This is a genomic window from Streptomyces sp. NBC_01445 (assembly GCF_035918235.1).
Lineage (GTDB): Bacteria > Actinomycetota > Actinomycetes > Streptomycetales > Streptomycetaceae > Streptomyces.
Window position 1 is genome coordinate 2,945,543 of record NZ_CP109485.1, and the last position, 19,602, is coordinate 2,965,144.

A 19,602-nucleotide genomic window follows, 5' to 3' on the forward strand; every position below is an offset into this window, starting at 1 on the left:
GCCTACGGGTTGGTCAGCGGCGTGTATGCGCCCGGGGCGCGGTCGCGGTAGAACTGCCAGCGGTCGCGGACCTCGCGCAGCTTCGCCATGTCGAGGTCACGGACGACGAGTTCGGGCTCCTTGTCGCCCGCCACCTCTCCTACGAACTGGCCCTCCGGGTCGACGAAGTAGCTCGTCCCGTAGAAGTCGTTGTCGCCGTACTCCTCCTGGCCGACGCGGTTGATCGCGCCGACGAAGTACTCGTTCGCGACGGCGGACGCCGGCTGTTCCAGCTGCCACAGGTAGCCGGAAAGGCCGCGCGAGGTCGCCGACGGGTTGAAGACGATCTGCGCGCCTTCGAGGCCGAGCGCGCGCCAGCCCTCGGGGAAGTGCCGGTCGTAGCAGATGTAGACGCCGACCTTCCCGACGGCCGTGTCGAAGACGGGCCAGCCGGAGTTGCCCGGACGGAAGTAGAACTTCTCCCAGAATCCCCTCACTTGAGGGATGTGGGTCTTGCGGTACTTGCCGAGGTAGGTGCCGTCGGCGTCGATCACGGCGGCCGTGTTGTAGAGGACGCCGGGCTGCTCCTCCTCGTACATGGGCAGGACCAGGACAATGCCGTGCTCGGCGGCGAGTGCCTGGAAGCGGCGGACGGTGGGACCGTCGGGGATCGCCTCGGCGTACTCGTAGAACTTCGCGTCCTGCACCTGGCAGAAGTACGGGCCGTAGAACAGCTCCTGGAAGCAGAGGACCTTCGCCCCCTGCGCGGCGGCGTCGCGGACGGCCTGTTCATGGACCTGGATCATGGACTCTTTGTCGCCCGTCCAGGCGGTCTGGAAGATCGCGGCGCGGATCACGGTGCTCATCGGGGACCTCCGGTCGCTCGGTGTGCCGTGAGCCTAGGAAGTCTCTGCCGCGTACCGGAGTTGCACCGTGTCACGTCTGGAGCCGTACGGCGTTCCACGCTGTCACCCTCTCTGCGCGTCGTGGGCGAGGAGGGCGATGTGGACGGACGCGGCCTGCTCGAAGTCGTCGAGGTCGAGCCCGAGGAGCGACTCGATGACCTCCAGCCTGCGGTAGAGGGCGGGGCGGCTCATGTGGTGGAGCTGCGCCGTGCGCGACTTGTTGCGCCCCGTCGCGAGGTAGGTCCGCAGGACGGGCAGCAGGCCCGGGTCGTCGGCGTACAGGAGCCCGTCCAGCTCGCGTTCGGTGAAGGCCTGGACGTGCGGGTCGTCGCGCAGGAGCCGTACGAGGCCCCGCAGGCGTACGTCGCGAAGGCGCACGACGGGCGGGACGTCCGGGGTGCCGGCCGCGGCCTGCGCGATGTGCAGGGCCTCGCGCAGCCCGGCGGGCACGTCGTCCCAGGCGGTACAGGGCTCGGCGGCGGCCACCACGACCGGCTCCCCCGCCCCTGCGCGCAGTCGGGCCGCGAAGTGTTCGGTGAGCGGTCCCGGGGCCTGGTCGCGGGCGAGGCTGAGCAGGACGGCGGTGGCCCCGTCCGCGAGTTCGGCGGCGAGTCCCGGCAGCCCCAACAGGCGTAGTACGCGGTCGAGTTCGGCGGGGTCGCCGTCGCGGACGACGAGCGGGGCGAAGGTGCGGCGGTTGACGGGGAGGCCGGCGGCCCTGGCCCGGGGCAGGAGCTGGCGGGCGGGTACGACGCCGGAGACGAGGTCGGTGAGGATGCTCTGCGCGGACTGCTCCTCCCAGGTGTGGGCGGCGCCGCCGAGCATGCGGTGCAGGACGAGGGCCTCGGCGGCGCGTTCGGCGAGGAGCCGTCCGGTGGGGCCGTCGCCCCGGTAGCCGCACAGCACGACGCTGCCCCAGCGCTCGCCGCGCCCGTCGAGGTCGGCGCGGTACCAGTCGGCGCCGTCGGCGCAGCCCGCCCGGCGCGCGATGCGTTCCCAGTCGCGCAGCACGTCGTCCACGGCGGACCGCTCACCGGCGGTGGCGAGGACGCGGTGGGCGAGATTGGCGACGACGACGGGGCAGCCGCTGTGCGCGGCGACCTCGTCGAGGAGCCGCTGGAGCGGGGCGCCCGCCGTGATGAGTCCGGTCAGCGCGGTGCGGATGCCCTCGGAGAGGCTGACGGCGGCGAACTTCCGTCGGACGAGCCTCGACTGGACCTCCTCCGTGAGTTCGGCGAAGGGGAACGGGCGGTGCAGGACGACCATCGGCAGGCCGTACCGCTCGGCCGCGCGCCGCATGTCCTCGGGGGGCGCGGGGAAGGCGCGGCCGAGCCCGAGGACGACGGCGGCCGCCTCGGCGCGGTGCAGGGACTTGATGTACTCGGTCCTGGCGTGGGCGTTCCCGGCGAGGAGGACTCCGGTGGTGAGGACCATCTCGCCGCCGCTGAGCATCACCCCGACGTCGGCGGCCTCGGCGACGTGCACCCAGCGCACGGGCCGGTCGAGGTGGCCGGCCCCCGCGACCACCTCGGGGTCCCCGGCAGCGATTCGCTCCAGGGCGAGTATCTGCCGTACGGACAGGGCGTGTTCGGCGTCGGTGACGGTCATCGGGGCCCCTTCCTTACCACCACTGCCTCAGGCCGGCAGACCCGCTGCCTCGGGCTAACAGACGCTGCGCAGGGCCCGTTCCAGGATGGCCGCGCCCTCTTCCGCCTCGGCGACCGTGAGCGTCAGCGGCGGCGCGATGCGCAGCACGCTGGTGTTGTGCCCGCCGCCCTTGCCGACGAGGAGTCCGGCCTCGCGGGCCGCCTCGATCGCGCGCGACGCCGCGTCCGGGTCGGCCTCGTCCGTGCCGGGTTTCACCAGCTCGATGCCGATCATCAGGCCCCGGCCGCGCACTTCCCGTACGCACTCCGTCGTGGCTCCGACGGCCCGCAGCCGCTCGATGAGGAGGCCGCCGACGCGGCGGGCGTTGCCCTGGAGGTCGTGTTCGAGGAGGTAGATGAGATTGGCGAGGCCGGCGGCCATCGTCACCGGTGAGCCGCCGAACGTCGAAATGGAGTTGGAGTCCAGGCAGTTCATGACCTCGGCGCGCGCGACGACGCCCCCGATGGACATGCCGTTCCCGATGCCCTTGGCGAAGGTGAGGATGTCGGGGGGACCGTTCTGCCCGTGCGCCTGCCAGCCCCAGAAGTGCTCGCCGGTGCGGCCCCAGCCGGTCTGCACCTCGTCGGCGATCCACAGGATGCCGTGCTCCTGGAGCACCTCGCGGAACGCCGCGTACAGGCCGTCGGGCGGCGACGTGAACCCGCCGACGCCCTGGATGGGTTCGGCGATGAGCGCGGCGACGCCTCGGGTCTGGCCGAGGATGTCCCGCAGGTCGTCGACGCAGGCCTCGATGAACTGGGCGTCGGTCAGCTGGGCGTACGGGCCCCGGCTGCGCACCCCGCCGTGGACATACAAGGTCTGGAGCGGCGAGAGGCTGGTCGGGGACCAGCCGCGGTTGCCGGTGATGCCGACGGCGGAGAAGGAACGGCCGTGGTAGCTGTTGCGCATCGCGAGGATCTGGTTCGAGCGGCGGTACGCGGTGGCGAGCAGCAGCGCCGTGTCGTTGGCCTCGGTGCCGGAGGTGGTGAAGAAGACGCGGGCGTCCGGGATGCCGGACAACGAAGCGACGCGCTCGGCGAGTTCGACCATCTGCCGGTTGAGGTAGAGGGTCGAGGTGTGGATGATCCGTCCGGCCTGCTCGCTGACCGCCTTGGTCACCTCGGGCAGGGCGTGCGCGGTCATCGTCGTCAGGATGCCGCCGAAGAAGTCGAGGTACTTGTTCCCGGCGGCGTCCCAGACGTGGCGGCCCTCGCCGTGGGTGATCTCGATGGGGCGGTCGTAGTACAGGGCGAGCCAGTCCGGCAGGACGGCGCGGTGACGGGCGTGGAGGTCGGGGGTCATCAAGGTCGCACGGGTCCCTTCGTCGGCTCCTTCACGAGTGACAGTGGTCATGGCTGCACCAGCCCTTCGTATGCGTCGGGCCGGCGGTCCCGGTAGAACGCCCACTGCTGGCGCACCTCGTCGATGAGGCCGAAGTCGAGGTCCCGTACGAGGAGTTCCTCGTCCTTGTCGCTCGCGGCGTCGCCCACGGTCTGCCCGCGGGGGTCGACGAAGTAGCTGGTGCCGTAGAAGTCGTTGTCTCCGTACTCCTCCACGCCGACGCGGTTGATCGCGGCGATGAAGTACTCGTTGGCGACGGCCGCGGCGGGCTGTTCCAGCTGCCACAGGTACCCCGACAGGCCGCGGCTCGTGGCGGACGGGTTGTACACGAGCTGGGCGCCGTTGAGCCCGAGCTGGCGCCAGCCCTCCGGGAAGTGCCGGTCGTAGCAGATGTAGACGCCGACGCGGCCGACGGCGGTCTCGAAGACGGGCCAGCCCAGGTTTCCCGGCTTGAAGTAGTACTTCTCCCAGAAGCCCTTCACCTGCGGGATGTGATGCTTGCGGTACTTGCCGAGGTACGTGCCGTCGGCGTCGATCACGGCCGCGGTGTTGAAGTAGAACCCGGACTGCTCGACCTCGAAGACCGGCACGACGACGACCATCCCGGTCTCGCGGGCCAGCGCCTGCATGCGGGTCACCGTCGGCCCGTCCGGCACGGGTTCGGCCCACCGGTAGTGCTCCGCCTCCTGCACCTGGCAGAAGTAGGGGGCGTTGAAGACCTCCTGGAAGCCGATGATCCGGGCGCCCTGCCGGGCTGCCTCCCGCGCATGTTCCTCATGCTTGGTGATCATGGATTCGGTGTCGCCCGTCCAGGTCGCCTGGACCAGCGCGGCGCGTACGACGTGGGCCATGTGCCGCTCCTTTGCCTGTTGCCCCCGCCGGGGGACGTCAGAGAGCCTCTACGCCCGTAGACACAGGCCGTAGAGGGACGAACGTAAGCCTCACCGGCGGCCTTGCCAAGACCATCGCCGTTAACCGACGGAATCGATCATGTTTCGCACCCGTGCGGGTGACGAGTGAGCGGGCGAGGGTCTTTGGGGGAGCCGGGGACCGACGACAACACCGCGAGGTGCGGTGCCAGACCCCGCGAGCCCGGCCTGATCCGAACGAGAGGCCCTACGTGGGGAACCCGGCGACCCTGAGGGCGTGCACGACGTCCCAGTACCGCTCGTCGGATACTCCGCGCGCCGCCTCGACGAGCAGCGGGACGAGGCGGCCCGGGTCGTCGTGCACGCTGCGGGCGGCCTCTTCGGGGGTGCGTACGCGGATGTAGGCGTCGAGGAGCGCGCGGGTCTCGCGGTGGCGGCCCTCGCCGGTGAGGCGGAGCACGGACGCGCCGATCTCGGTGGCGGGGCGGGCCACCCCCTGGCGCAGGATCTGCTGCGCGTCGGCGGTGCGTCCCGCGGCGGCGAGCGCGTCGGCGGCGGCCACGAGGAGGTCCGCCGGGAGCGAGGCCGTCTCCCAGAGCAGGGTCGCCCAGTCGGCGCCGAGGCCCGCGCGGTTCAACTCGGCGGCGAGCAGCGGGAATCGGGCGGCGGGCCAGTGGGCGGCCTCGACGAGCGCGCCGTGTGCCTCCCCGCCGCGGCCCTCGGCGCGCAGCCGCAGGAGGGTGCCGACGCAGGCGGCGATGGCGGCGCGAGCCTCGCTGTCGAGGCGCTGCGGGGCGGGCGGTGCCGCCTCCTGCCCCTCGACGGCTCCGGCGAACCGGGCACCGCGCGGGCTCGCGGCGGAGTCCCGTAACGGGCCTTGAGCGGCTGGGGGTGTGGGGTCGACGGTCGACTCGGTCGCACCAGCGACAGGGGCCTCGGCCTCGTCGAGCATCCCGGCGAAACGGGCGCTGCCACGGGGGCGGCGCTTGCGTTCCTTGGGAGGCTTGGAGCGTCCCGGAGGGTTGGGAGGTGCCGACTGCGGGTGCTGCTGCGGTACGGGGAGGGGTGACGGCCGTGGCGGAGGTGGCGGCTGCCGGTCCAGGTCCGCGATCCTGCGGTGGAGCTCCGCGCAGCGGGCCGTCGCGCGTTCGTGGTCGTCGCGCGCCCAGGCCAGGTCGAGGCGCATCGCCTCGGCCTGTTCGCGCGTGGCGGCCGTGTGCAGGAGCTGCGCCAGTTCCACCTGCCGCTCGGCGGCGTACCGCTGCTCGCGGAGCATCACATCGAGCCGGTCACCGAGCAGGTCGCGGCCGCCGGGCCGTGCGTCGAAGGCGGTGAGCGAGGCGCGGTGCAATGCGCGGGCCCGTACGGCCTCTGCCCCTACTCCCGCGTCCGCCGCCGCCTCGTAGGACCCGCCGCCCACGCCCAGATCCTGGAGCAGGGCTTCCATGACATCCCAGGGGGGCACCTCGGCGCCGGTGAGGCAGGCCCGCATCCCGTCGGGGTCGCGCTGCCAGAAGATGCCGCACCAGCCGGCGTCCTGGTCGAGCCGGGCCAGCAGGTTCCGCAGGTACACCGCGAACTCCCGGACCTGGTCAGGGAGTTGTTCCACTTCCATCACACGCCGCCCGATCCCTCCGCAGAGTGGAGTCTTCCGGTTCGGAAGAAAACACCCTCCGTGTTTCGGGGGCGCTACGGGCGCTTTTCCGGGGCGGCACCGCCCTCACTCGCCGCAGCTAGACAGTCACCAGCGAGCAACTCGCGACGATCTCGTCCATGGAGAGGCCGAGAGTCCGGGCGAGGGCCGCGACCGTGAAGAACGCGGGCGTGGGCGCCCGGCCGGTCTCGATCTTGCGGAGCGTCTCGGCGGACAGACCCGCGCTCGCGGCGACCTCCACCATGCTCCGCCCGCGCCGGGCCTCGCGCAGCAGGAGGCCGAGCCGCTCACCGCGCTCGCGCTCTTCGGGGGTCAAGGGGGTTCGGACCATGGGACCAGTCTACTGGCAGAACCCCCATTCAAATACCGGTATTGTAATTGGCATGGTGGAACTCAAGACAGACACATCGATCGACGAGATGCGGGAAGCGGGCCGGGTCGTGGCCCAGGCGCTCGCTGCGGTCCGCGAGAAGGCGGCCGTCGGGGTCTCGCTCCTGGAACTGGACGCGGTGGCGCACGGCGTCCTGCGCGCGGCCGACGCGGGCTCCCCGTTCCTCGGCTACCGCCCCTCGTTCGCCCCGACCCCCTTCCCCGCGGTCCTGTGCGCGTCGGTGAACGACGCGATCGTGCACGGCATCCCCGACGGGTACCGGCTGCGCGACGGCGATCTCCTCTCGGCCGACTTCGGCGCCGAGCTGGGCGGCTGGGCCGGCGACTCGGCGATCAGCTTCACGGTCGGCAAGGCACGCCCCGAGGACCTGCACCTCATCGAGACGGCGGAGCGCGCGCTCGCGGCGGGCATCGCGGCGGCGGTCGTCGGCAACAGGATCGGGGACATCGCCCACGCCATCGGGAAGGTGTGCCGGGCGGAGGGATACGGCATCCCGGACGGCTTCGGCGGGCACGGCATCGGCCGCAAGATGCACGAGGACCCGCCCGTCCCGAACGAGGGACGGGCGGGCCGGGGCATGCGCCTCAAGCACGGCATGGTGCTCGCGATCGAGCCGATGGTGATCGCCGGCGGCATGGACGACTACTACGCGGCCCCGGACGGCTGGACCCTGCGCACAGGAGACGGCACCCGCGCCGCCCACGCGGAACACACGGTGGCGATCACGGACGCGGGGCCGCGGATCCTTACGGCGCTCTGAGCGCGCCGCCCGCCCGGCTCCGGCTCAGTTGTCCTGAAGGAACTTCTTCGCCAGGGAGTCGCCGAGGGTCACCGCCGCGCCGTGGCTCTCGATCGGGGACGTCTGGTTGTTCTTGAACACGATGTACGTGACGCCGGAGTCCGTGCCGCCGGTCTCCGGGTCCGGGTCGATGCCGAGGGCCTTCGCGGTGGCGTAGGACGCCTCGCCGATGATCTGGTTCGGGCCGGTGTCGCCGACGACCGCGTACTCCACCTTGTTGTTGTAGATGACGGCCACGACGCCGCCGCCCTTGATGCCGGCTCCCGCGTAGTTCCAGATGCTGCTGGAGCTGGGCACGACGACGTAGGGGAGCTTCTCGGCGCTCAGCGCCTTGCCGTCGGACTGATGGAAGGCCGTGTCGTCCTGGAACCAGGGGTCTGTGTCGGCGTTGCACTGCGTGGTGATCTGGCCGTCGCAGTCGATGTCCATGTCGGCCTTCCAGAAGACCGCGCCGTTCTTGCCGCAGACCGGCACGGTCGCCGAGGTCTCCTCGTCGGTGCGGTACTTGCCGTTCGATATCTGCGAGCAGGACGTGACCTTGGCGAGCAGGTCGGCCGCGCTGACCGTGCCTTCCTGGGCGCGCTGGGGGCCGGTCTCGCCGGCGGTGGCGTTCGTGGGGAGGAGAGCCGTGGCGAGCAGCGCGGCTCCGGCGGAGGCGGTGAGGGCGAGCGTTCGGGTACGCACGTGGGGGACCCTTCTGTTAGGAAAGTTTCCTTACCTTCGGGGCCCAAATCTGGCGCCGCCACAGGTAGGTGTCAACCCCTCGAATACGCCAAGAGGCCCGCGTTTCCCGCCAGTTGACGTCTCTCCCACGTCAGCCGACGGGACCCGCGGGCCCCTCACCGCACGTCTGGTCAGCCGCCGGAGGCGGGCCTCACCACCATCGCCGAACCGCCGCCGCGCCGCACCTTCTCGGCCGCGGCGAGCCACTTGCCGTTCTTCAGGCGCTGCACGCCCGTCGCCGCGCCGATCTCCGGGTTCTGCTTGAAGACGTGGCCGAGCGCCTCCAGGCGCGCTCTCGTCGGCGAGTCCCACAGGCCCGGTTCGAGCTCCGTCGCCGCCGCGTTGCGCTGGCTGGCGCGGGGCGCCGCGATCGCGTCCACCAGGGGCAGCCCGCGGTCGACGAAGCCGGTCAGCGTCTGCAGGACGGTCGTAATGATCGTCGCGCCGCCGGGCGACCCGAGCGCCACCACCGGCTGGTCGTGCCGGTCGAGGACGATCGTCGGGGAGATCGACGAGCGCGGGCGCTTGCCGGGCCCCGGCAGGTTCGGGTCGTGGACCGCGGGGTTGGCCGGCGCGAACGAGAAGTCCGTGAGCTCGTTGTTGAGCAGGAAGCCGCGGCCCGGGACGGTGATGCCGCTGCCGCCCGTCGACTCGATCGTCAGCGTGTACGCGACGACGTTGCCCCACTTGTCGGCGGCCGTCAGATGAGTCGTGTTCTCGCCCTCGAAGGTCGTCGGGGCCGCCTTGTCGCCGGGCTCACCGCACTGGCCCGGGTGCCGCGGGTCCCCCGGCGCCAGCGGGCTCGTCAGGACCGCGTCGTCCTTGATGAGGCACTCCCGCGAGTCGGCGAACCGCTGCGAAAGCAGCTCCTTCGCCGGTACGTCCTCGAAGTCGGGGTCGCCGACCCAGCGCCCGCGGTCCGCGAACGCGATCCGGCTCGCCTCGATGTAGCGGTGCAGATACTGCTCCTGCGTGGCCTTCGACAGGTCTGTGCGCTCAAGGATGTTGAGCGCCTCGCCGACGGTCGTACCGCCCGAGGACGACGGCGCCATCGAGTAGACGCCCAGCCCGCGGTACGAGGTCTTCGTCGGGGCCTGGAGCTTCGCCCCGTACGCCCTGAGGTCCTTGACGGACAGCCGGCCGGGCCGCGCGACCCGGCCCGACGCCGGGTCCACGGGCGGCTTGTTCACGGTGCGTACGACGTCCTTGCCGATGTCGCCTCGGTAGATGGCGCCGACGCCTTCGTGCGCCAACTCCTCGTAGGTGCGGGCGAGATCAGGGTTCTTGAACGTGGAGCCCACGACGGGGAGCGCGCCACCCGGCAGGAACAGCTCGGCCGTGGCGGGGAAGTCCTTGAACCGCGCCTGGTTCGCCTCGGTCTGGGAGCGGAACGTGGCGTCGACCGTGAACCCGTCCCGTGCCAGCTTCTGCGCCGGCCGAAGCACCGAGCCGAGCCGCTCGCTGCCCCAGGTGTCGAGCGCGGTCTGCCAGGTGGCGGGCGTGCCCGGCGTCCCGACGCTCAGGCCGCTCGTCACCGCGTCGTTGAAGTCGAGGGGCTTGCCGTTCTCCAGGAACAGGCCCGAGTCGGCGGTGAGAGGGGCCGTCTCGCGGCCGTCGATCGTGTGCACCTTGCGGGTCTTCGCGTCGTAGTACACGAAGTAGCCGCCCCCGCCGACGCCCGCGGAGTACGGCTCGGTGACGCCGAGCGCCGCGGCCGTGGCGACGGCGGCGTCCACCGCGTTGCCGCCCTTGCGGAGGACCTCGATCCCGGCGGCGGACGCGTCCGCGTCGACGCTGGAGACCGCGCCGCCGTAGCCGACGGCGAGCGGCACCTTCTGTGCGGACGCGTGGGGCGAGTGGTTCGCGTCGGACGCCGGGGCCGCGGCGGCACCGACCGTCACCAGCGTGGCCGCGACAGCCAGCCCCGAGAGATTCCGAAGACTTCGCAGGCTCCGCGGCTTCCCCGGATACCCAGGATTCATCCGATTCCGCGCAACAGGACGTCTCATCCGTACCTCCAGTCAACAGCCCTCCGCGCAGCGTAACTTCAGTTCCGCATGGCGTCAGGACCCCCTCGAACAAGGATCCGTCCGCCCGCTAGCATGCGCCCCCATGACTGAAGACGTGCGCAACATCGTCCTCGGCGTGATCGCAGCCGGGATCAGCGCCGCCCTTGGCTGGCTCGCCCGCACCTACTTGTGGAAGCGCAAACTCCGCCGCAGGCAGGCCTTCTTCGGGCTGCCCGACAACTCCGAGTCGCTCCTCGTGGTCAACCGCGAGGCGGGCGGCCCCGAGCTGACGGTGAAGCGTCACGACGTCTTCGCCCTGCTCGAACTCTCGGCGATCATCAAGGACTGCGGGGCGCACGCGCAGGTCGTCGCACACGACACGACCCAGCAGGGCTTCGGGGAACGCACCGAGTTCTGCGTGGGCGGACCGGCGTCGAACCGCCGGATGGCCGCCCATATGCACAGCCTCCTGCCGGGCATCCGCGTCAACACGGACCCGGAGCCCGGCCCCGACCGCGGCGCGTTCCAGATAGGCAGCGAGCGCTACCGCCTGGAACCGGGGATCACGGAGTACGTGCTGCTCGCCCGGCTGACAGCGGGCCAGGGGCAGGGCTCGCGCCCGGTCTTCCTCTTCTGCGGCCAGCTGCCGATCACCAACCAGGCGGCCACCCGCTATCTCGCCCGCCACCACGAGCGACTGGCCCGCAAGCACGGCGGCAACGCGTTCGTGCTCCTCCTGAAGGTCGTCAACTCCCAGGCGTACGGCCCCGATGTGGTCGAGCTGGTCGGCGACGTCACCCGCGCCGCCCAGGCGCCGGCCCCCGCGGCCACGCCCCGCGCCTCCTCGCACCGGGCGAAGTGACCCGCTCCTGACCTGGGGCGCGGCGGACGCCGTTGAACAACAAAACATCGTTACCCGTACGTAACTTACCGATGGGTTACCTACGGTAAGACGCCACGGTTACCGTCGGGTCACTTTGCACTGACACGAGTGAGGAGTGACCCGTGGGACAGCCGCGACACCCGCGCAGAGCGCTGCGTACGACCACTGTTGGTGCCGTGTCCGCGACCCTGATCGCCGGGGCGGCGCTGGGCCTGGCCCCCGCCGCGCAGGCGGCGCCGGGGCCGGGCGTGCGCTTCGTCGACATCACCGGCGCCGGCAGCACGGTCCTGAAGGCCAACGTCGTAGCCCCCTCCGACACCTCGCGCAGATACCCGGTCGTCGTGCTCCCCACGAGCTGGGCCGTGCCGCAGATCGAGTACCTCGCCCAGGCCAAGCAGCTCGCCGACTCCGGCTATGTCGTGGTGAGTTACAACTCGCGCGGCTTCTGGCAGTCCGGCGGCGAGATCGAGGTCGGCGGCCCCGAGGACATCGAGGACGCCTCGAAGGTCATCGACTGGGCCCTCGCCAACACCCAGGCCGACCCGGACAAGGTCGGCATGGCGGGAGTCTCCTACGGCGCGGGCATCAGCCTGCTCGCCGCGGGACACGACAAGCGCATCAAGGCCGTGGCCGCGCTCAGCGGCTGGGGGAACCTGATCGACTCGATCTACTCGGGCCGCACCCAGCACTTCCAGGCCGCCGCCCTGCTCTCCGGCGCCGGCTATCTCACGGGCCGCCCGAGCCCCGAACTCCAGCAGGTCATGAAGGACTTCCTCGGCTCGAACCTGGCCAAGGAGGACGACATGATCGCCTGGGGCAAGAAGCGCTCCCCCGAGACGTACATCGACAGCATCAACAAGAACGGCGCCGCCATCCTGCTCGGCAACGCCTGGGGCGACACCATCTTCCCGCCCAACCAGTACGCGGACTTCTACGAGAAGCTCACCACGCCCAAGCGCCTGGAGTTCCGCCCCGGCGACCACGCCACGGCCGAGGCGACCGGACTGCTCGGGCTGCCCAACGACACGTGGGAGGACACGCACCGCTGGTTCGACCACTACCTCAAGGGCGCCGGCAACGGCGTCGACCGCGAGCTCCCCGTCCGCATCAAGTCCCGCTCCACCGGCGCGTACGAGAGCTACCCCGACTGGAAGTCGGTCGGCGCGACGAAGAAGAAGATCGCCCTCGCGGGCACGACCACGATCCACACGAACGTCGACTCGGGCGCCAACGGCGGGCTCCTGGAACTGTCGAACATCCTCGACCAGTTCCTGCGGCTGCCCCCGACGGCCTCGGTGCCGCTGCTGCCGCGCCGCTGGGCGGGCGTGTGGCAGTCCGAGAAGTACACATCCGAACAGCATGTGCGCGGGACGGCGAAGCTGCACACCACGCTCACCCCGACCAAGGAGAGCGGAACCCTCGTCGCGTACCTCTACGACGTGGGCCCGCTCGGCCTCGGCAAGCTGGTCAGCAACGCGCCGTACACCTTCCACGGCAAGACACCCGGTGCTCCGTTCGGCGTGGACCTGGAGTTGTTCTCCACGGCCTACGACGTCCCGGCAGGGCACCGGCTCGCCCTGGTCGTCGACACGGTCGACCCGCTCTATATCGAGCACAACCCGACCGGCGCACAGCTGACCTTCTCCTCGCCGAAGGACGACCCGTCATACGTGTCGATCCCCCTGCGCAAGCAGTGATCTCCGGCTGCTGCCGGGCGGGCATGGCCCTGTGGTCTCTGCAAGGAGCCCCTGCTACTGCACCCCCGGCAGCAGCGTCCCCGGTTCGGCCGGGGCGACGTCGACCGCCTCGACCTTGGGGTTGCGCCGCTGGCGCTTGGACACCCACTGGGCGAACCACGAAAGGAGCATGCACATCCCGATGTAGATCGGAGAGATCACCATCACCACGGGGATGAAGGGCAAATCGTAGTCGAGGTTCGAGGCGATGAGCTTCCCGGCGTGGAGGAACTCCTCGTAGGTGATGAGATAGCCGAGCGAGGTGTCCTTCAGAGCGACCACCAGCTGGCTGATGATGGCGGGCAGCATGGCACGTACGGCCTGCGGCACGAGGACGTGCGTCATGACCTGGGTCTTGCGCATGCCGAGCGCGAACGCGGCCTCGCCCTGGCCGCGTTCGACGGAGATGACGCCGGAGCGGAAGACCTCGGCGAGCACCGAGCCGTTGTAGAGGGCGAGCCCGGCGACGAGGGCGGGCAGCGGCTGGACCTTCAGCGCCACGAAGATGAAGAAGATCATCACCAGGACGGGCATCGCGCGGAAGAACTCCACGACGAGCGTGGCGAGCCAGCGCACCGGCCGGTGGTCGGACAGGCGCCCCACCGCGAGCACGGTCCCGAGCACGAGGGAGAGCACGGCGGCCATGGCGAACGCTTTCAGCGTGTTGCCGAGCCCGCGCAGGAGCAGCTCCTGGATGCCCTTGTACTCGAACGGCATCCACTTCGTGTACGTGAACTGGTCGGTGTCGAACAGGAGGTAGAAGATCCAGGCGAGCAGCCCGAGCACGATCAGCGTGGACAGCACCCCGTACAGCCGGTGCCGGCGCTCGGTCCTCGGTCCCGGTACGTCGTAGAGGGCCGTCGCGTCGTGGGCAAGAGCTTTCATCGGGGAACTCCCCAGCGCTTCTCGAGCACGTTGAAGATCGCGCTGATGGTGAGGGTGATGATCAGGTAGCCGACGGCGATCCAGAAGAACGTCCAGATGATGTTGTAGCCCAGCTCGCTGAGGGTCTTGTAGGTACCGAGCAGCTCGTTGACGCTGAACGCGCCGGCGATCGCCGAGTTCTTGGCGAGGGCGATGAGGGTCGAGCCGACAGGCGGGATGACCGACCGGAAGGCCTGCGGGAGAATGACCATCGACAGCGTCTGGCCGAACGTCATGCCGAGGCTGCGGGCCGCCTCGCCCTGTCCCCTCGGCACGGTGTTGATGCCGGAGCGCAGGGCCTCGCAGATGAACGCCGAGGTGTAGCAGCCGAGCGCGAGGATCGCGAACACCTTGAAGGGCAGCACGAGCCCGAAGCGCGGCAGGCCGAGAAGTACCGCGAAGAACAGCAGGGTCAGCGGGGTGTTGCGCAGGATGTTGACCCAGACCGTGCCGAAGACACGGAAGGAGCCGACGGGCGCGACCCGGAACGACGCCATCACGAAGCCGAGGACGAGCGCGAGGATCGAGGCGTAGACGGTCAGTTCGACCGTCCCGAGGAACCCCTTGGCGAAGGTGGAGAAATTGCTGGTCAGTACGGACACGAGGCCTCCTCAGTTCGCCGGGTAGCGGTCGATGGGGGGCGGCTTCGGCGCGGGTACTCCGGAGAGGCCGAGCGTCGCGTCGTACGCCTTCTTCCAGTCGCCGTCGTTCTCGCGGGTCTGGAGCGCGGTGTCGATCGCGAACCGCAGCGCGTTGTCGCTCCTCGGTACGCCGATGCCGTAGGGCTCCTTGGAGAACGGCTTGCCGACCAGCTTGAGTTCGTCGGGCGCCTTGGCCGCGAAGCCGAGCAGGATGGCGTCGTCGGTGGTGACGGCGTCGACCTGGTAGGTGAGCAGGTTGTCGACGCAGACCGAGTACGTGTCGTACGCGACGAGCACCGCCTTCGGATAGTCCTTCTGGATGCGCTGGTAGGGGGTCGAGCCGGCCGCGGAGCAGACACGTTTGCCGTCCAGGTCCTGCGGTCCGTTGATGTCGTGCTCGTCGGTGCGGACGAGGAGCGACTGGCCGGCCATGTAGTAGGGGCCGCCGAAGCCGACGAGCTTCTTGCGGTTGTCGTTGATCGTGTAGGTGCCCACGTAGTAGTCGATCTGGCCGTTCTGCAGTGCGGTCTCGCGGTTGGCCGAGGCGATCGTCCTGAAGTCGACCGACGAGGGGGCGAAGCCGAGGGACGCGGAGATCATCTTGGCGATCTCGATGTCGAAGCCGGAGTAGACGCCAGTGGCCGGGTCCTTCTCGCCGAGGTAGGGCTGGTCCTCCTTGGCCCCCACGACGAAGTGCCCGCGCTTCTTCGCCTTGCGCCACGTCTTCGAGTCGGTCAGCTCGAACCCTTTCGCCACCTGGTACTCGGGCAGTTGCGCGTCCGACGGGCCCTTGGCCGGCGGGCTGCCCTCCTTGCCGCAGGCCGCCGCGGCCAGGGCGGTGAGGGCGAGGGCGGCGACGGCGCGGAACACACGTGTCTTGCGCAGCATGGATCGGTCCACCCCCGTCAGTGCTTGAGGATCTTGGAAAGGAAGTCCTTGGCCCGCTCGCTGCGCGGGTTGGTGAAGAAGTCCTCGGGGGTGCGGTCCTCGACGATGCGGCCGTCGGCCATGAACACGACGCGGTTGGCGGCGGAGCGGGCGAAGCCCATCTCGTGGGTGACCACGACCATGGTCATGCCGTCGCGGGCGAGCTGCTGCATCACCTCAAGGACCTCGTTGATCATTTCCGGGTCGAGGGCCGAGGTCGGCTCGTCGAAGAGGAGGGCCTTGGGGTCCATGGCGAGGGCGCGGGCGATGGCCACGCGCTGCTGCTGGCCGCCGGAGAGCTGGGCGGGGTATTTGGCGGCCTGCGAGGCGAGCCCCACCCGGTCGAGGAGTTCTTGGGAGCGCTTGTCGGCCTCGTCCCGCTTGCGGCCCCTGACCTTCGTCTGGGCGAGGGAGACGTTCTGCAGGACCGTCTTGTGCGCGAAGAGGTTGAAGGACTGGAAGACCATCCCCACCTCGGCCCTCAGATGGGCGAGGGCCTTGCCCTCCTCCGGAAGCGGTTGTCCGTCGAGTCGGATGTTCCCCGACTGGATCGTCTCGAGCCTGTTGATCGTCCGGCAGAGCGTCGACTTTCCCGATCCAGAGGGGCCGATGACCACCACCACCTCCCCCTTGCCGACGGTGAGGTTGATGTCCTGGAGGACATGCAGCTCCCCGTAGTACTTGTTGACGTCACGCAGCTCGATCAACGGATCGACGGCCATGGCAAGACCTGCCCACTCTCAGCTGTGTCGGTCCGCGCAAACTACCCACGTCAATTTGGGACTTGACCGGCGACACGCACGTATGGCCATTAACCGTATTTGCGGTTCTACGTCTCCGAGGCCTCGGCGTAGAACTGCGACAGTTCGGGCGCCCCACTGGTCGCCCATTCGTGGCCCGCGGCGACGACGTCGACCTCGCGGCCGGAGGGGAGCCGCACCACCGGCTGCCCGTTGGGCCAGATCACCCATGCCGCCTCCGGCACCTGGCGGACGAGGACCGTACCGAGGTACAGGCCCGCGTCGTTGCCGAGCCACGGCAGCGCTTCCTCGTCCTCGCGCCAGCGCGGCACCAGTTGGTCGAGCGCCTCCAACGACGCGACGGAGTCGTCCAGTTCGACCCCGGCCTCGTGCGCCTGCGAGCGCAGCAGCTCACACTCGGAGAGAAGTTCGGCGATCCCCTCGGCCCCGCCGTCACCCTCGGTGAAGACGGCCACGCCGAAGGCGGAGCCGTGCTTCCTGCGCCAGTTGTCCAAGAAAGGGATGTTCATACCGCTCACCCTGACATCCCCGCAGGCCGTCGCACCACAGGGCGCGCTGAGCTCCATTACGGAGAGTTCGGGCCACGTTCGCACGCGGCTCATTGACGCGAACCTGTCTCCTCTTTAGCTTCATGGCTCACCTGTCACGTCTCACCCACCAGTGGAGGGAGTCGGTCGTGCGCCGACGCGTCTGGGGAACGGCAGCTGTACTGGCGCTCTTTACGGGCTTCGCCCCAACCGCCGTCGCGCAGGCCGCCCCGCACAGACCCGAGCCGCTCCCCCTGGAGCGGCTCTTCGACAACAGGGCGGTCAGCTCCGACGACGGGGCCGGGGAGGCCGACTTCGACGGCTCGGGCAGCTCGCTCTCCGCCGCTGACCTGTCGGAGGCCGGCTGGACTCCCGGTCGCGCCTTGGGTGTTGAGGGCGCCCGCCTCACCTGGCCGCGCACGGCGGCGACCGGCCCCGACAACGTGCGCGCCGACGGCCAGCCCGTCCGCGTGCACGGCCGGGGCGACGCGCTCGCCTTCCTGGTGGCCGGAACGGGCGGCGACGCGGCCGGTAGCGGCACCGTGCGTTACCGGGACGGCTCGCGCTCCACGTACCGCCTCACCGCGCCCGACTGGCGCACGGGCCCGCTCGCCACCAAGTCCGTGGCGCTCCCCCACCGCAACACACCCGGCGGCCAACTCGCCGAGCAGACACGGCTGTACGTCGTCACGGTGCCGGTCGCCAAGGGCCGCACGATCGCCTCCGTGGACCTGCCCCGGGACCCGGGCACCCCCGATCTGCATGTCTTCGCCCTGTCGGTGCGCTCGCCCGCGCCGGGGTGGACCGGGACCTGGTCGGCGTCCACCGCCGGATACGCGGCCGTCGGCCCCTGGGCGGACCGCACGGTGCGGCTCGTCGTGCACACCAGCGCGGGCGGGCCGCGCGTGCGGATCCGGCTCGACAACACGTTCGCGTCGGCGCCGGTGCGGGTCGGGAGCGCGACGGTGGCCGTGCAGGACGCGGGCGCCGGGGCCAAGGGCAAGCCGGTGCCGCTAACGTTCCGGGGCGCGGCGGGTACGGAGATCCCCGCGGGGGCGCAGGCGTTCAGCGACCCGGTGGGCTTCGATGTGCCGGCCGGCGCGAATCTGCTGGTCAGCTTCCATCTTCCGGAGGCGGTCGCCACGGCGCCGGTGCACAGCCAGGCGATCCAGCGCTCGTACGTGAGCCTGCCGGGCGATCACGCGGCGGAGGCCACAGCGGCCTCGTACACGTCGACGATCACATACTGGCCGCTGCTCACCGGTGTCGACGTGAGCGGCGGACCCGGGTCGGTCGTCCTGCTCGGCGACTCCATCACGGACGGCGTGAAGTCGACGCCGGACGCGAACCACCGCTGGCCCGACGTGCTCTCCACCCGGTTGCGCGAGCAGCACGCGGTGCCGCACTACGGAGTCCTGAACCAGGGGATCTCGGCGAACCGGGTGACGGGCGACCGCTATCCGGGGGACGGCGTCTCCACGGACACGGGCGGTGTGAGCGCGCTGCACCGCCTCGACCGTGACGTGCTGTCCCAGACGTCGGCCCGCACGGTCGTCGTCTTCCAGGGCGTCAACGACGTACGGGCCGGCTTCAGCGGGGCCCAAGTCGTCGCCGGGCTACGGGAGATCGCGGCGCGCGCCCACGCGCGGGGCCTGCGCGTGGTCGGGGCGACGGTCACTCCGTGCGAGGGCGAGACCCTGTGCACAGCCACGGCGGACCGGGAACGGGAGGTCGTCAACGCGTATGTGCGGGACAGCGGGGGCGACTTCGACGCGGTGGTCGACTTCGACGCCGTGGTGCGCGATCCGGCGCATCCCGCGCGGATGCGGCCCGAGTACGACAGCGGGGACCATCTGCACCCGGGGGACGCGGGGCTCGACGCGATGGCCCGGGCGGTGGATCTCGGGGCGCTGAAGCCGTAGAGCTCCGGCCCAGCCCCCTCGGATCACAGAGGTCCTAGACCTCCAGGTCCACGACCACCGGGGCGTGGTCCGAGGCGCCCTTGCCCTTGCGCTCCTCGCGGTCCACGTACGAGTCCTTCACGGACCCCGCGAACGCCGCGTTCCCGTAGACGAGGTCGATGCGCATGCCGCGGTTCTTGGGGAAGCCCAGCTGGCGGTAGTCCCAGTAGGTGAAGGGGTGGTCGTACTTCAGGGGCCGCGGGACCACGTCGGACAGGCCCGTCTCACGGAGCGCGGCGAGCGCGGCGCGCTCCGCCGGGGTGACGTGCGTGGCGCCGTCGAAGAGGGAGATGTCCCAGACGTCGTCGTCCGTCGGCGCGACGTTGTAGTCGCCCATCACGGCGAACGGGCGGGAGCCCCCCGCGTCGCCCGCGACGGCCGCCTTGAGCGCCTCGAACCACTGGAGCTTGTACGCGTAGTGCGGGTGGTCCACCTCGCGGCCGTTCGGCACGTATACCGACCAGACGCGCGCCGGACCGCACGTGGCGGAGATCGCGCGGGGCTCGTGGGCGCCTTCGTAACCGGGGTCGCCGGGCAGGCCGGTCACGACGTCCTCCAGGCCGACGCGGGAGATCAGCGCCACGCCGTTCCACCGCCCGTTCGCGTTCACCGCGGACTCGTAGCCCAGCTCGCGCAGCTCGTCCGCGGGGAACTGCTCGGCCGTGCACTTGGTCTCCTGGACGCACAGCACGTCCGTCCCGGTGCTCTCCAGCCAGGCGAGGAGCCTGGGCAGCCGGGCGGTGATCGAGTTCACATTCCACGTAGCAATCCGCATGCCCACAACCTACCGGGCGGGTACGACAACGCCCGCCGAACCCGGGACGGCCGCCGGCGGGGCGCGATGGACAGCACGCGACAGGCAGCACGCGATAGGCGGCGCGATAGGCAGGCTACCTTGCAAGTTTCTCTGTTTGAAAGTTAGCCT

At 70.5% G+C, this 19,602-nt stretch carries 18 protein-coding genes; 4 read left to right on the forward strand and 14 right to left on the reverse strand.

The features are described from left to right. Window positions 1–2 precede the first annotated feature (2 nt). From OG574_RS13550 to OG574_RS13575, 6 genes are all read right to left on the reverse strand, one after another. Window positions 3–845 carry a nitrilase-related carbon-nitrogen hydrolase gene (locus OG574_RS13550; protein WP_326773427.1) on the reverse strand — a complete coding sequence of 281 codons (843 nt, stop codon included), beginning with the start codon at window positions 843–845 and terminating at the stop codon, window positions 3–5. Between the two features lie 102 nt (window positions 846–947). Then, window positions 948–2,492, reverse strand: coding sequence for a PucR family transcriptional regulator (locus OG574_RS13555; RefSeq protein WP_326773428.1), 1,545 nt, complete (start codon window positions 2,490–2,492; stop codon window positions 948–950). Window positions 2,493–2,546: 54 nt separating this feature from the next. Continuing rightward, a complete protein-coding gene (locus OG574_RS13560; protein WP_326778467.1) occupies window positions 2,547–3,833 on the reverse strand; it encodes an aspartate aminotransferase family protein in 1,287 nt (428 codons plus the stop codon). Between the two features lie 47 nt (window positions 3,834–3,880). Beyond that, window positions 3,881–4,723 (reverse strand): nitrilase-related carbon-nitrogen hydrolase, encoded by an 843-nt coding sequence (locus tag OG574_RS13565; RefSeq protein ID WP_100591488.1) that lies wholly within the window; start codon window positions 4,721–4,723, stop codon window positions 3,881–3,883. Between the two features lie 265 nt (window positions 4,724–4,988). After that, entirely contained in the window at window positions 4,989–6,356 is a 1,368-nt protein-coding gene (locus OG574_RS13570; protein ID WP_326778468.1) for a hypothetical protein, read from the reverse strand. A 118-nt stretch (window positions 6,357–6,474) separates the two neighbouring features. Beyond that, on the reverse strand, window positions 6,475–6,726 hold the full coding sequence (locus OG574_RS13575; protein WP_100591486.1) for a helix-turn-helix domain-containing protein: 252 nt from the start codon (window positions 6,724–6,726) through the stop codon (window positions 6,475–6,477). Window positions 6,727–6,778: 52 nt separating this feature from the next. Between OG574_RS13575 and map the strand changes: the two genes are divergently transcribed. Beyond that, a complete protein-coding gene (gene map, locus OG574_RS13580) occupies window positions 6,779–7,546 on the forward strand; it encodes a type I methionyl aminopeptidase (protein WP_326773429.1) in 768 nt (255 codons plus the stop codon). Between the two features lie 24 nt (window positions 7,547–7,570). Here the strand turns inward: map and OG574_RS13585 are convergent, their stop codons facing one another. Together OG574_RS13585 and ggt are read right to left on the reverse strand one after the other, a co-directional pair. Further along, window positions 7,571–8,269, reverse strand: coding sequence for a glycoside hydrolase family 75 protein (locus tag OG574_RS13585; RefSeq protein WP_326773430.1), 699 nt, complete (start codon window positions 8,267–8,269; stop codon window positions 7,571–7,573). A 170-nt stretch (window positions 8,270–8,439) separates the two neighbouring features. Beyond that, the gene (gene ggt / locus OG574_RS13590) at window positions 8,440–10,317 is read right to left on the reverse strand and encodes a gamma-glutamyltransferase (protein ID WP_398374681.1); all 1,878 of its coding nucleotides are present in this window, start codon (window positions 10,315–10,317) and stop codon (window positions 8,440–8,442) included. Window positions 10,318–10,420: 103 nt separating this feature from the next. Between ggt and OG574_RS13595 the strand changes: the two genes are divergently transcribed. Next, window positions 10,421–11,179, forward strand: a complete 759-nt coding sequence (locus OG574_RS13595) for a hypothetical protein (protein ID WP_326773432.1) — start codon at window positions 10,421–10,423, stop codon at window positions 11,177–11,179. A gap of 143 nt (window positions 11,180–11,322) precedes the next feature. Further along, window positions 11,323–12,897 carry an alpha/beta fold hydrolase gene (locus tag OG574_RS13600; RefSeq protein WP_326773433.1) on the forward strand — a complete coding sequence of 525 codons (1,575 nt, stop codon included), beginning with the start codon at window positions 11,323–11,325 and terminating at the stop codon, window positions 12,895–12,897. A gap of 54 nt (window positions 12,898–12,951) precedes the next feature. On the opposite strand, the gene OG574_RS13605 is transcribed toward OG574_RS13600, so the two are convergent. The 5 genes from OG574_RS13605 to OG574_RS13625 all read right to left on the reverse strand — a co-directional run bounded on the left by OG574_RS13605 (window position 12,952) and on the right by OG574_RS13625 (window position 16,698). Further along, on the reverse strand, window positions 12,952–13,821 hold the full coding sequence (locus OG574_RS13605) for an amino acid ABC transporter permease (RefSeq protein WP_326773434.1): 870 nt from the start codon (window positions 13,819–13,821) through the stop codon (window positions 12,952–12,954). Further along, window positions 13,818–14,462 carry an amino acid ABC transporter permease gene (locus OG574_RS13610; RefSeq protein ID WP_326773435.1) on the reverse strand — a complete coding sequence of 215 codons (645 nt, stop codon included), beginning with the start codon at window positions 14,460–14,462 and terminating at the stop codon, window positions 13,818–13,820. The genes OG574_RS13605 and OG574_RS13610 overlap by 4 nt, the downstream gene beginning before the upstream one ends. Before the next feature lie 9 nt (window positions 14,463–14,471). Continuing rightward, window positions 14,472–15,389: a glutamate ABC transporter substrate-binding protein gene (locus tag OG574_RS13615; RefSeq protein ID WP_326773436.1), complete on the reverse strand. Its 918-nt coding sequence runs from the start codon at window positions 15,387–15,389 to the stop codon at window positions 14,472–14,474. Window positions 15,390–15,406: 17 nt separating this feature from the next. Continuing rightward, window positions 15,407–16,150 carry an amino acid ABC transporter ATP-binding protein gene (locus OG574_RS13620; protein WP_326773437.1) on the reverse strand — a complete coding sequence of 248 codons (744 nt, stop codon included), beginning with the start codon at window positions 16,148–16,150 and terminating at the stop codon, window positions 15,407–15,409. A gap of 107 nt (window positions 16,151–16,257) precedes the next feature. Next, window positions 16,258–16,698 carry a DUF6278 family protein gene (locus tag OG574_RS13625; RefSeq protein ID WP_326773438.1) on the reverse strand — a complete coding sequence of 147 codons (441 nt, stop codon included), beginning with the start codon at window positions 16,696–16,698 and terminating at the stop codon, window positions 16,258–16,260. Window positions 16,699–16,820: 122 nt separating this feature from the next. On the opposite strand from OG574_RS13625, the gene OG574_RS13630 reads away from it, so the two are divergent. Then, window positions 16,821–18,638, forward strand: coding sequence for an SGNH/GDSL hydrolase family protein (locus tag OG574_RS13630; protein WP_326773439.1), 1,818 nt, complete (start codon window positions 16,821–16,823; stop codon window positions 18,636–18,638). A gap of 34 nt (window positions 18,639–18,672) precedes the next feature. Here OG574_RS13630 and OG574_RS13635 read toward each other — a convergent pair whose 3' ends face one another. Beyond that, window positions 18,673–19,452 (reverse strand): exodeoxyribonuclease III, encoded by a 780-nt coding sequence (locus OG574_RS13635; RefSeq protein ID WP_326773440.1) that lies wholly within the window; start codon window positions 19,450–19,452, stop codon window positions 18,673–18,675. Window positions 19,453–19,602 lie beyond the last annotated feature (150 nt).